The organism is Stenotrophomonas humi, from assembly GCF_001431415.1.
Taxonomy (GTDB): Bacteria; Pseudomonadota; Gammaproteobacteria; order Xanthomonadales; family Xanthomonadaceae; genus Stenotrophomonas; species Stenotrophomonas humi.
Genome location: NZ_LDJI01000012.1, coordinates 153,831 through 166,414, shown reverse-complemented (window position 1 = coordinate 166,414; position 12,584 = coordinate 153,831). Strand labels below are relative to the sequence as shown.

Here is a 12,584-nt window from a genome sequence, read left to right as displayed (position 1 = left end):
CCGGGCCGGAGCCGGCCTGCCAAACGGCCCGCATTGCCTCGCCACTGCTAGAATTGCGCGTCCTGGTTTTCCCGTGAATGACGCCATGAGCCATACCGCCACCGCCCCGGCCAACGCCGAGAAGCGCTACAACGTCCACCGCGCCGACCTGCCGCTGAGCTGCCCGACGCCGGAAATGGCGCTGTGGAACTCGCACCCGCGGGTTTATCTGCCCATCGAGAACGAGCCCAATGGCGAGTCCGCGTGCCCGTATTGCGGCTCCGTGTTCGTGCTGGTCGACTGACCCGGATCGATGCGCCGCCTGACTGTGGTGCAGTTGCTGCCGGCGCTGCACTCCGGCGGTGTCGAACGCTCGACTCTGGAGGTCGCCCGCGCGCTGGTGGCTGCAGGCCATCGCGCCATCGTGGTCTCTGCGGGCGGACGGCTGGTGCAGCCATTGCTGGACAGTGGCGCCGAGCACCTGACGCTTGATATCGGGCGCAAGTCGCTGCTGACATTGCGGCACGTGGCATCGCTGCGGCGTCTGTTCACTGAAACCGACGCGGACATCGTGCATGCGCGCTCGCGCCTTCCGGCGTGGTTGGGTTGGTATGCCCTCAAGGGCATGCCTGCGGCCAGCCGCCCGCACTGGCTGACGACGATGCACGGCCTGAATTCGCCAGGCCGCTACAGCGGCATCATGGTCAGTGGCGAGCGGGTGATCTGCGTGTCACAGACCGTGCGCGAGTACCTGCTTGCCAACTATCCCGCAACGGATCCAGCCAAGCTGCGGGTGATACCGCGCGGTGTCGATGTATCCCAGTTTCCGCGTGTGGCACGTACGGACCGTCGCCCGCGTCTGGAGGTGGCACGGCACTACCCGCAGCTGGCCGGCGCTGGTCCGCTGCTGCTGCTGCCCGGGCGCGGGACACGTCTGAAGGGGCACGCGCATGCGATTCAACTGCTCGCGACCCTGCACCAACAAGGCGAAGACAACGCGGTGCTGTGGATGCCCGGTGCGCGTGAGCCGGGGCGTGAAGCGTACGTAAGCGAGCTTGAACAACTGGCGCAGCGCCTGGGCGTCGCCGGCGGCGTGGCGTTGACCGAGCCGACCAGCCGTATCGCCCAGGCTTACGCCGCCAGCGATCTGGTACTGCAGGTCTCGGACAAGCCGGAGGCATTCGGGCGCACGGTGGTGGAGGCCCTTTCCGTGGGGCGCCCGGTGCTGGGCTGGAAGCACGGTGGCGTGGGCGAGTTGCTGACCCAATTGCAACCGGCGGGGGCAGTGACATTGGGTGACGAGGCTGCCTTGGCAAGGACGGCATTGTCACTGCTGCGGCATCCGCCAGCACTGCCGTCACGCATTCCCTTCACTTTGCAGGCAATGCAACGCGCGACACTGGACGTCTATGGCGAACTCATTGGTTGAGCCGGCAGGAAACATGGCGCCCCAGCGGCTGCCGGGGCGTTGGGCGTCAGCGTGGTTGCTCGCTTTCGTTGCGTTGTGGCCGGCGCCGGGTGTTGCCGAGGCGGTGCTGGTATCGGGCGCTTTGTTCACCGTGGTGCGTCTGCTGCAACTGCATGCCAATGGTGGCATTCGGCCGCTGCTGAGCATTCCGGCATGGGCGCTGACCGGCGTGCTGTTCATGGCCTACTGGCTGCCGCAGGCGGTTTCCGCACTGGACGCGGCCGACCCGGGAAGAAGCTGGGCAAAGGTGGCCGCAGCGCTGCGCTATCTGCCTTTCATGTGGTTGGTGGCCATTGCCGTTGCGACACCGCAGCGGCGAGGCCGGACCTTCACGGGATTGGCCGTGATCATCGGCATATGGACGCTGGATGCATTGGCGCAGGGACTGCTCGGTACCAGCCCATTGTTCTGGTCCATGGACCAGCTCAAGTGGCTGATCAACGGGCATAGTTTGTGCAGCGCTGAAGAAGCTGCCGCAGCAGACCGTCTGTCTGGTGTGTTCGGACCCTGCAATCTCAAGTTCGGCCAGGTGCTGGCGACGATGTCACCGTTCCTGCTGTTCTTCGTGGGTACCCGCTGGGGGCGTTGGGGCTGGCTGTTGACGGCGCTGCTGGTTGGCGTGGTCCTGGTACTGGCCGGCTCGCGCGCATCGTGGATCACCTATGCATTGATCGTGCTGTTCTCGGGCTGGCGACTGCTGGGGGCGAAATGGATGACGTTGATGCTGCTGGCTGGCGTGATCGGCCTGGCGGCACTGGGCATGGGTTCATCGCAGGTGCGCGAGCGCTTCTCACGCACGGCACTGGTGTTCAGCGGCGATGCCGATGGGCTCAATGAAGCCTTGTCCGGTCGCAGCCAGATATGGGGCGCAGCGTTGTGCATGGTGCGCGAGCATCCGATCAACGGCGTGGGTGTGCGTGACTTCCGTCTGGCGTACGCAGGATGTGATCCGATGCCGGAGCGTACTGCCGTGTGGGGCGCCAGTCCGGCCTTGCACGCACATCAGGTCGTGCTGGAAATCCTCGCTGAAACCGGTGTGCTGGGTCTGCTGCTGTGGCTGGCTGGGGCCGCCATGGCCATGCGTGCCTGGCGCTATGCAGGCACCGAAGCGCGCGCCCGCGCGCGTCCGGCGGCTCTGGCGTTGGTTGCCACCGTGTTTCCGTTGAACACCCATCTGGCGTTCTATTCGACGTTCTGGGGCGGGGTGACGGTGCTGCTGGCCGCGTTGTTTGCCGGCGCGTTGCTGGCAGAAGACAGGAGTGAGTGAAGAGCAAAGAGGCGGTAGCAACTGCACCCCCTGCTCGATTCTCCCTTGTGCTGTGCGCAAGGGGCGAGGCACCTCCTGAAAGGGGCGGGACTCAGCCCTCGTTGTTGTTTTTACTCGTGTCTCACTTCCCTGGCCTCCATGCCATCCAGCCCCGGCCTGTCGCTCCGCTCACTTCCGCTTGCTATAGAAGTCACTGAGGCCTTCTGGCTGGCGCTTGAAGCGACGATGGATCCACAGGTACTGGGCGGGTGCTTCGCGCACCATGTCTTCGATGGCGGCGTTCACCTGCGCGGTGTCGGCCACGACATCATCGGACGGGAAGTCCGGTAGCGGCGGGGCGATCCTGAGCACATAGCTGCTGCCGACACGGCGATGGAAGAACGGCACCACCGCGCAGCCGGTCATGCGTGCGAACTGGTGGGTGGCGGTGATGGTTGATGCCGGCATGCCGAAGAACGGCACGAACACCGAGTCCTTGCCACGCATGTCCTGGTCCGGCGCGTACCAGAGCAGACCGCCCTTCTTCAGATGACGCACTGTCGCGCGGATGTCTTCATTGGCATACATCGCGCTGGCATAGCGCAGCCGACCACTCTTCACCGCCCACTCCATCACCGGGTTGCGGTATTTGCGGTACATGCCGGCAAGCGGTACGTGGTCGCACAGCAGCCGGCCGCACATTTCCAGCGTCATGAAATGGCCGGAGATCAGCAGCACGCCACGGCCTTCGGCCTGCAGCGCCTTGAGCTGTTCCAGTCCTTCGATCCGCACCTGCGGGCGGATGGCATCGATGCTGCCCCACCAGGCCCGTGCGAACTCGAAGATACCCACGCCAAGCGCATCGAAGCTGTCCCGCAGCAGGCGTTGGCGCCACGCTTCATCCTTGTCGGGGAAGCACAGCCTGAGGTTCACTTCGGTTGCATGACGCCGGCTGCTTGCCAGGTGCAGTGCCAGCCAGCCAACGCCACGACCCAGCGCACGCTGCAGGGTCCACGGCAGGCGTGCGGCCAGCATGGCAACGCCCAGCAGGGCGAAGGTCGGCCAATGCCGCGGCTGCAGCAGAGAAGGGCGGGTGGCGGTGGAGGGTGAATCGGACATGCGTCGATTCTAAGCCACCGCCTGCCTTCACTCACTTCCCGCGTTCTCCCGTATCCTTCGCCGATGCGCAAGGATCCCGTCGAACTTCTGCTGCGCGGTCTCTATTCGGCCGTGTTGTATCTGCTGTTGCCGATCACCGTGTACCACTTGGTGTGGCGCGGTTTCCGGGTACGCGAGTACTTCAAGCGCTGGGACGAGCGCTATGCCTCCTATCCAGAGAGTGGCGGGCAGCCACGGGTGTGGCTGCATGCGGTATCGGTGGGGGAGGTGAATGCTGCCGCACCGGTGGTCAATGCGCTGCGCGAGCTGCGCCCGGACATCCGCTGGATCATCACCACCATCACCCCCACCGGCTCGCAGCGTGTGCGCACGCTATGGGGTGATGCGGTGGATCACGTCTATCTGCCGTATGACGTACCGGGCAGTGTCACCCGTTTCCTGTGCCACTTCCGGCCCAGCCTTGCGCTGATCCTGGAGACCGAGTTGTGGCCGAACATGCTGTTTGGTTGCCGTGACCGTGACATTCCGGTCTACATCCTCAACGCGCGACTGTCGGCACGCTCGTTGAAGGGCTATCGCCTGTTGAAGGCGCTGGTCGGGCGTGCGTTGCGCACCGTGACCTGCGTGGCTGCGCAGTCGCAGGATGACGCGCAGCGTTTCATCGAGTTGGGTGCGCGCCCGGAACAGGTGCGTGCGCTGGGCAACCTGAAGTTCGACATTCGCCCGCCGGACCCGACGGTCGTATTGGAAGCATTCCGTCAGCATGTGCCTGAGGGCCGACCGGTGTGGATCGCGGCCAGCACCCATGAAGGCGAGGAGCAAGCGGTGGTGGATATCCACACGCAGCTGTTGAAACGACATCCCGACGCCTTGCTGCTATGGGCGCCACGTCATCCGGAGCGCTTCAGCCGGGTAGAGGCGTTGGCACGCGAGCAGGGCTGGGGGGTCGCCACGCGCCGCGCACAGCAATGGCCCGCGACCGACAACCAGGTCTTCGTCGTGGATACGCTCGGCGAGCTGATGGTGTTTTTTGCCTGCACACAGGTGGCCTTCGTCGGCGGTAGCCTGCAGGCCATTGGCGGTCACAACCTGCTGGAACCTGCGGCCATGGGAACCGCGACGGTGACCGGCCCGCACCTGCACAACTTCGCCGAGATATCGCGGCGGATGAGTGAGGCCGGTGCACTGCGTATCTGTGCCGACGCGCCCGCCGTCGCGGCAGCAGTGACCGAGTTGCTTGAGGATGTGGCTGAGCGCGAGCGCATGGTGCAGGCCGGGCGCGCGCTGGTGGCCAATGGTCGTGGCGCGTTGCAACGCACGCTGGAACTGATCGGGCCGACGTTGCCACCGCCCTTGTAAAGCACACAACCACGGTACGCTGGAGCTTTGCAGAGAGACCATTGCCGGGCGTGGTTCGGCACTTCCGCTTCTGCTCTGCCGGGCACACGCCGGTGCCGCGTCCAGAAACGAAAAGAGCGGGCCGAAGCCCGCTCTTTTCGTTGGTTGCAGCGACTGCTTACTGTGCGCTGGACGACTGCAGCTTGGCGCTGGCGTCCTGGGTCAGCAGGCGGTTGATGTCCTGTACTTCGGCAATTTCCAGATCACCGATGGCCTGGCTCAACTGCAGACGGGCCAGCAGGAAGTTGTAACGCGACTGGGCGTAATCCAGCTGCGCCTGGAACAGGGTGCGCTGGTTCTGCACCACGTCCAGCACGGTACGGGTACCGACTTCCAGACCGACCTGCGATGCGTCGTACGCGCTCTGCGCCGAGACCACCGCCAGACGACGTGCTTCCACTTCGCTGATGCCGGCCACCAGGGCCTGGTAGGCGTTGCGGGTGTTGCGGTCGAGGGCGCGCTTCTGCTGCTCGAAGGTGTCCTGCTGGATATCACGCTGGGCCAGTGCCTGACGCACGCGCGACTGGGTGGCGCCGCCAGCGAAGATCGGCACGTTCAAGGTCAGGCCGATCGAGTTGCTGGTGGTGTCCGGGGTCAGCGAGCTGCCGCCGACGCTGTCGCCCCACTTGGCGTTCTTGCCCCAGCTGCCGCCCAGTGACAGGGTCGGATAGTGGGCGCCACGGGCGGCGGAAACGTTGGATTCGGCGGCGCTGACCTGCAACTCCTGCGACTTCAACGCCGGATTGCGCGAGATCGCATCGGTGACCAGCTGGTCAACGTTGCCACGGTTGGCCGGCAGTTCCGGGCGGAAATCGGTCGGCAGGCCGCGTACGTCGCGCACCGGCTGGCCGGTCAGTTCGGTCAGGGCCTGGTAGGCATCTTCCAGCGCGTTGCGGGCCAGGATGGTGTTGGCGCGTGCCTGGTCGTACTGGGCACGGGCTTCGTGCACGTCGGTGATCGGGGCCAGGCCCACTTCCAGGCGCTTGTCGGCGTAGTCGAACTGCTTCTTGGCCGCCGCTTCGTTGGTCTCGGCAGCGGTCAGCGATTCGATCGACACCAGAACATTGAAGTAGGTGGTGGCGGTGCGCACGACCAGGTCGTCGTTGGCCGAATCCAGCGTGAAGTCGGCGGCCTGGCTGATATCGCGCTGCGCACGCAGGGTGGCGAACTGGCCCCAGTTGAACAGGGTCTGGCTGCCGTTGATGCCGTAGGTGCGGCTCTTGCTGGTGGTGCTGCCGCTGACGCCGTCAGCCTTTACGCGGGAGCGATCCAGCGATGCCTCACCATTGACCTGCGGGAGCAGCGCTGCGCGCGCCTGCACCTGGCCTTCCTTGGTGTAGAGCCGGTTGGACTCGGCTGCGGACAGCTGCGGGTCACCATTGCGGGCCATTTCGTAGACCTGCAGCAGGTCGGCGGCGTGAGTCGTCAGCGGGGCCAGTGCGATTGCCAGCGCAAGGGTGAGGGATCGGCGGATCATTGCGGCTTCCTTGGACGTTTTTAGAGTTGGAATTGCGGTGCGGGGGCGGCGCCCTGCAGATAGTCGATATCGGTTTCAAACAACGACTTGCTGCTGCCGTCGGCGTTGACCAGCAGTGCTTCCATCACCGGGGACCTGCCCTGGATGACGAACAGGCGGCCACCCGGACGCAGCAGCTTGAGGAACTGGCTCGGTACGGTTTCTACCGCACCGGTGATGCAGATGGCGTCGAATTGACGCTGAGTCTGCCAGTTCAGCGCATCGGCCACTTCAATACGGACGTTGCTGCCGAGCTTGGCGGCATCCAGGTTCTGGCGGGCGCGCTCTGCGAGCTCCGGCTGGATCTCCAGGCTGAGCACTTCGCGGGCCAGCTGGCCCAGGCAGGCGCTGATGTAGCCGCTGCCGGTGCCGATTTCCAGCACTTCATCACCCGGTTGCAGATCCAGTGCCTGCAGCGTGCGGCCTTCAACGACCGGCTTCATCATCTTCTGACCATGCCCCAGCGGCAGCTCGACATCGGTGTAGGCCAGCGCACGATGGGACTCGGCGACAAAGGCTTCACGCGGCAGGCGGGCCAGCACGTCCAGAACGCGGATATCCAGCACCTCCCAAGGGCGGACCTGCTGTTCAACCATCATTTCGCGGACGTGGGAGTAATTGATCGTCATGGGAAGCTCATCATTCCAGCGCAGTGGGCTGGCCATTTTAGCGGTTAGTACGCGGCAGGTGCGGCCAAGCATCGCCGTGCGGTGTCGGGGGTCGGAGTGCCGGAAGTCATCGGGACCACCAGTTCATTCAGCTTGGTGGGCCGGGCTCAGCGGGGTTCATAGGCCCGCAGGAAGAAATCGACGCTGGCGGTGATGTGGGCGGCCGCATCGAGTTGTCCCGGTGCGGCACACAGGCCGCACATCATGTGCGTGTGCACTTCACCCTTGATCAGGCAGAAGAACTGGCGCGCGGCCAGGTGCGGGTCGTCAATGGCCAGCTCGCCACGGGCCACCCGGGCGCCGAGGAAGTCGGACAGCGCGGTCTCGGTACGCGCCGGGCCGGCCTGCCAGAACATCTGGCGGATGCGGTCGTCGGTATCCGGGGTCATCATCATGCGCTGTGTGGCGATGGCCGCGTCGCTGCTGATCAGCGTGAAAAACGCATGGCCGATGCCCAGCAGCTGGTCACGCAACGGGCCTTCGCTGTCGGTGACGAACAGCTCGTCGGGCATCATCTCCACGCATTTGGCCTGGATCGCCTCGGTAAAGAGCGCTTCCTTGTCACCAAAGTGGCTGTAGACGGTAAGTTTGGACACGCCGGCACTGGCAGCGATACCGTCCATGCTCACGCCATTGAAACCCTGTTCGACGAACATCTCCTTGGCCGCGTCCAGAATGGCCGCACGCTTGCTCAGGTCTTTCGGGCGGCCCGGACCAGAACTGCGTACCGCCGGTTTCACGGCGTCATGGGAGGGAGTTTTCGAAGACATCGTTCAATACTAGACCAGCTGGTTCGATATTTATACTATACCGCGTCGTTCAGTAATGGCGCCGAAAGCTCGCCGCCTCCTTCCCCTTGCGTTCGCGACCCTACTCATGAACAACCTTCGATGGATTGGCAGCGGCCTGTTGTTGGCCTTGCTTGCCGCTTGTGGCAAACCCGAAACCGCGCCGGCGCCGGCGCTCCCCGTGTTTGTGGTTCACCCCGATGGCAGTGATGGCATGGCGGTGGCCGCGTATCCGGGCGAGGTGCGCGCACGCGAAGAGGCGGCGCTGTCGTTCCGTGTGGGTGGCAAGCTGCTGCGCCGTGAAGTGGATGTCGGCCAACGGGTGAGCAAGGGCCAGCTGCTGGCTGTGCTGGACGTCGCCGATTACGAGCTGCAGGCACGTGCGGCGCAGGCGCAGTACGCCGCGGCCGAGGCGGATCTGGTGCGCGCCCGCGATGAACACAAGCGCTATGCAGCGCTGGCCGAGCAGCAACTGGTCAGCCGTTCCGCGCTGGATGCGCAGACGGCGGCGCTGAAAGCGGCGCAGGGCCAGGCCGATGCAGCCCGTGCCAATCTGGATGTCAGCCGCAACCAGGCCGGTTATGCGCAGTTGCGTGCGCCGGAGGCCGGCATGATCGCCAGCCGTGAGGCCGAGGCCGGGCAGGTGGTCGCCGCCGGTCAGACCATCTATGCACTGGCTGCCGATGGCGCGCGCGAAGTCGCCATCGCCTTGCCGGAAAGCACGATCCGCGATTTCAGTGTGGGCCAGGCGGTCCAGGTGGAACTGTGGAACCAGCCGGGCAAGCACCTGCCGGGCAGCATCCGTGAAATCGCCGCCGCCGCTGATCCGCAGACCCGCACCTATGCGGCGCGGGTGAGTCTGGCGCCGGAAGCGCTGAGTGAAGTGGAGCTGGGCCAGAGCGCGCGCGTTTTCGTCAGCCATGGCAAGGACGGTGTGCTGAACGTGCCGCTGGCGGCGGTACAGCCGGGCAAGTCGGATCAACAGGCCAGCGTCTGGGTGGTGAACCCGGCCAATGGCACGTTGCAGGGACGTGCGGTGACGTTGGGCACCTATGGCCCCGAGCAGGTGCCGGTGCTGCAGGGCCTGAAGGGCGATGAGTGGGTCGTCGCCGCCGGTGGTCATCTGCTGCGCGAAGGCCAGCAGGTGACGGCGGTGGACCGTAACAACCGCCCGGTCCTGACGTCGGCTCCGGCCGTCAAAAAAGGGGAGTGAGGCGTGCGCCGCTTCAATCTTTCCGAATGGGCGTTGAGCAATCGCCCGCTGGTGTTGTTCATGATGATCGCCATGGCGGTCATCGGTGCGTGGTCGTACAAGCACCTGGGGCAGTCCGAAGATCCGCCCTTCACCTTCAAGGCGATGGTGGTGCAGACGATGTGGCCCGGTGCCACCGCCGAGCAGGTATCCAAGCAGGTCACCGAGCCGATTGAAAAGGCGTTGATGAACACCGGTGAGTTCGAGTTCATCCAGTCGTACTCGCGACCGGGCGAATCGCAGGTGATCTTCATGGCGCGCGATTCGATGCGCTCCAAGGATGTGCCGGAGCTGTTCTACCAGGTGCGCAAGAAGGTAGGCGACATCCATTCGCAGTTGCCGGCCGAAGTGATCGGCCCGTTCTTCAATGACGAGTTCGGTGACACCTTCGGCAACATCTACGCGCTGACCGGCAAGGGCTTCGACTATGCGTTGATGCGCGATTACGCCGACCGCATCCAGCTGGAACTGCAGCGGGTGGACGATGTCGGTAAGGTGGATCTGCTCGGCCTGCAGGACGAGAAAGTATGGATTGAGCTGTCCAACACCAAGCTGGCCACGCTGGGTGTGTCGATGCAGCAGGTGCAGCAGGCGTTGTCGCAGCAGAACGCGATGGCACCGGCCAGCTGGTTCGAGACACCCACCGACCGTGTGCAGCTGCGCATCACCGGCCAGTTCAAATCGGTGCAGGAGATCCGCGATTTCCCGATCCGCGCCGGTGACCGCACCGTGCGCCTGGGCGACATTGCCGAGGTCAAGCGCGGTTTTGCCGACCCGGCCTCGGCCAAGATGCGCTTCATGGGCGAAGACGCCATCGGCATCGCGGTGGCGATGAAGAACGGCGGCGACATCCTCAAGCTGGGCAAGACCCTGGATGAGCAGTTCGCCCAGCTGCAGAAGACGCTGCCAACCGGCATGGAACTGCGCAAGGTGTCCGACCAGCCGCATGCGGTGAAGGATTCGGTAGGCGAGTTCATCAAGGTGCTTACCGAGGCGGTGGTGATCGTGCTGCTGGTGAGCTTCTTCTCGCTGGGCCTGCGGACCGGGCTGGTGGTGGCGGTATCGATCCCGTTGGTGCTGGCGATGACGTTCTTCGTCATGCATCTGTTCGACATCGGCCTGCACAAGATTTCACTCGGCGCGCTGGTGCTGGCGCTGGGCCTGCTGGTGGATGACGCGATCATCGCGGTGGAGATGATGGCCACCAAGATGGAGCAGGGCTACGACCGATTGCGTGCGGCGAGCTTTGCCTGGGAGTCCACGGCGTTCCCGATGCTGACCGGCACGCTGATCACCGCCGCCGGCTTCCTGCCGATCGCCACCGCGGCATCGAGCACCGGTGAGTACACGCGCTCGTTGTTCCAGGTGGTGACGATTGCGCTGGTGGTGTCGTGGATTGCCGCGGTGCTGTTCATCCCGTACCTGGGTGACAAGATGCTGCCGGACCTGCACAACCCGCAGCCGCCCAAGCCCGGCAGCCTGGCCGCGCGCTGGCATGCGTTGCGCCTGCGTTGGGCCGACCGCAATCCGGCACTGGCCAACCTGGTCCGTCCCAAAGAGCTGTCGCACGACCACGACCCGTACAAGAGTGCGTTCTACCAGCGCTTCCGACGTTTCCTGGATGCCTGCCTGCGGCGCCGTTGGCTGGTGATCTTCGCCACCATCGGCTTGTTCGTGTTCTCGCTGGTGATGTTCCGTTTCGTGCCGCAGCAGTTCTTCCCGGATTCGACCCGCCCCGAGCTGATGGTGGATATCGAACTGGCCGAAGGTGCGTCACTGACCGCCACCCAGGCGCAGGCGCACAAGTTCGAGTCGCTGCTGAAGCAGCGCAAGGGCATCGCCAACTACGTTGGTTATGTGGGCAGTGGTTCGCCACGTTTCTACCTGCCGCTGGATCAGCAGCTGCCGGCCACCAACTTCGCCCAGTACGTGGTGCTGGCCGATGACATCCATGCGCGCGAGGAAGTGCGCGAGTGGTTGTTGAAGGAAGTGGTGCCGAAGTTCAACGATGTGCAGTTGCGCGTGACCCGCCTGGAAAACGGTCCGCCCGTGGGCTACCCGGTGCAGTTCCGCGTGTCCGGTGAACATATCGAACGTGTCCAGGCACTTGCCCAGAAGGTGGCGGACAAGGTGCGCGAAAACCCGCACACCACCAACGTCAACCTCAACTGGAGCGAGCCCAGCAAGGTGGTGCGGTTGGTCGTGGACCAGGACCGTGCCCGTGCGTTGGGCGTGAGCAGCGCGCAGCTGGCGCAGTTCCTGAGCAGCTCGCTGTCGGGTACCAGCGTCAGTACCTACCGCGAAGGCAATCGCCAGATCGGCATGCTGCTGCGTGGCCCGGATGATGAGCGCGCACGCCTGGACATGCTGGGCAGCCTGGCCATTCCGACCGAAAGCGGCAAGCCGGTGTCGTTGTCACAGGTGGCGCGCCTGGAGCATGTGTTCGAGGACGGCATCATCTGGCATCGCGACCGCCTGCCGACCGTCACCGTGCGCGCCGATATCGGCGACGGCATGCTGCCGGTGGGAGTGGTCGAACAGATCCTGCCGACCCTGGAAGACATCCGCGCGCAGCTGCCGGACGGTTACCTGCTGGAAACCGGTGGCACGGTCGAGGATTCGGCGCGCGGCCAGAACTCGATCAAGGCCGGCATGCCGCTGTTCCTGGTGGTGGTGGCGACACTGTTGATGTTGCAGCTGCGCAGCTTCTCGCGGGCGGCGATGGTATTCGTGACCGCACCGCTGGGCATCATCGGTGCCACCTTGTTCCTGCTGATCTTCCGCGTGCCGTTTGGTTTCGTGGCGATGCTGGGCACCATCGCCCTGGCGGGCATGATCATGCGCAACTCGGTGATCCTGATCGACCAGATCCAGCAGGACATCGACGCCGGCCATGACCGCTGGCACGCGATCATCGATGCGACGGTGCGGCGCTTCCGGCCGATCGTGCTGACGGCGCTGGCCGCGGTGCTGGCGATGATCCCGCTGTCGCGCAGTGCGTTCTACGGCTCGATGGCGATCTCGATCATGGGCGGCCTGATCGTGGGTACCGTGCTGACGCTGGTGTTCCTGCCGGCGCTGTATGCGGCCTGGTTCCGGGTGCGCCCGGACGAGGCGACCCACTGAGTCCGCCGCTGGCCTGATTCATCC

At 64.8% G+C, this 12,584-nt stretch carries 10 protein-coding genes; 6 read left to right on the top strand and 4 right to left on the bottom strand.

Annotation, left to right across the window (positions count from 1 at the left end):
- Positions 1 to 85 precede the first annotated feature (85 nt).
- Genes ABB26_RS07015 through ABB26_RS07005 form a run of 3 tightly spaced genes read left to right on the top strand, consistent with a single transcriptional unit; the run spans position 86 to position 2,714 of the window.
- The gene (locus ABB26_RS07015; RefSeq protein ID WP_057632965.1) at positions 86 to 283 is read left to right on the top strand and encodes a zinc-finger domain-containing protein; all 198 of its coding nucleotides are present in this window, start codon (positions 86 to 88) and stop codon (positions 281 to 283) included.
- Between the two features lie 9 nt (positions 284 to 292).
- The gene (locus ABB26_RS07010; protein ID WP_057632964.1) at positions 293 to 1,408 is read left to right on the top strand and encodes a glycosyltransferase; all 1,116 of its coding nucleotides are present in this window, start codon (positions 293 to 295) and stop codon (positions 1,406 to 1,408) included.
- Entirely contained in the window at positions 1,389 to 2,714 is a 1,326-nt protein-coding gene (locus ABB26_RS07005) for an O-antigen ligase family protein (RefSeq protein WP_057632963.1), read from the top strand. Before ABB26_RS07010 ends, ABB26_RS07005 begins: the two co-directional genes overlap by 20 nt.
- A 168-nt stretch (positions 2,715 to 2,882) precedes the next feature.
- Here the strand turns inward: ABB26_RS07005 and ABB26_RS07000 are convergent, their stop codons facing one another.
- Entirely contained in the window at positions 2,883 to 3,812 is a 930-nt protein-coding gene (locus ABB26_RS07000) for an LpxL/LpxP family Kdo(2)-lipid IV(A) lauroyl/palmitoleoyl acyltransferase (RefSeq protein WP_057632962.1), read from the bottom strand.
- A gap of 63 nt (positions 3,813 to 3,875) precedes the next feature.
- Here ABB26_RS07000 and waaA point away from each other — a divergent pair, with 63 nt between their 5' ends.
- Positions 3,876 to 5,171 (top strand): lipid IV(A) 3-deoxy-D-manno-octulosonic acid transferase, encoded by a 1,296-nt coding sequence (waaA, locus tag ABB26_RS06995; RefSeq protein ID WP_057632961.1) that lies wholly within the window; start codon positions 3,876 to 3,878, stop codon positions 5,169 to 5,171.
- A gap of 157 nt (positions 5,172 to 5,328) precedes the next feature.
- Here the strand turns inward: waaA and ABB26_RS06990 are convergent, their stop codons facing one another.
- The 3 genes from ABB26_RS06990 to ABB26_RS06980 form a co-directional block, all read right to left on the bottom strand.
- Positions 5,329 to 6,687 (bottom strand): TolC family outer membrane protein, encoded by a 1,359-nt coding sequence (locus ABB26_RS06990; protein WP_057632960.1) that lies wholly within the window; start codon positions 6,685 to 6,687, stop codon positions 5,329 to 5,331.
- 20 nt (positions 6,688 to 6,707) lie between these two features.
- The gene (locus ABB26_RS06985; protein WP_057632959.1) at positions 6,708 to 7,355 is read right to left on the bottom strand and encodes a protein-L-isoaspartate O-methyltransferase family protein; all 648 of its coding nucleotides are present in this window, start codon (positions 7,353 to 7,355) and stop codon (positions 6,708 to 6,710) included.
- 146 nt (positions 7,356 to 7,501) lie between these two features.
- Positions 7,502 to 8,164, bottom strand: a complete 663-nt coding sequence (locus tag ABB26_RS06980; protein WP_057632958.1) for a TetR/AcrR family transcriptional regulator — start codon at positions 8,162 to 8,164, stop codon at positions 7,502 to 7,504.
- A 106-nt stretch (positions 8,165 to 8,270) separates the two neighbouring features.
- On the opposite strand from ABB26_RS06980, the gene ABB26_RS06975 reads away from it, so the two are divergent.
- Complete coding sequence (locus ABB26_RS06975; protein WP_057632957.1) at positions 8,271 to 9,395, top strand: efflux RND transporter periplasmic adaptor subunit; 1,125 nt, start codon at positions 8,271 to 8,273, stop codon at positions 9,393 to 9,395.
- Positions 9,396 to 9,398: 3 nt separating this feature from the next.
- On the top strand, positions 9,399 to 12,560 hold the full coding sequence (locus ABB26_RS06970) for an efflux RND transporter permease subunit (protein ID WP_057632956.1): 3,162 nt from the start codon (positions 9,399 to 9,401) through the stop codon (positions 12,558 to 12,560).
- Positions 12,561 to 12,584: the final 24 nt, after the last annotated feature.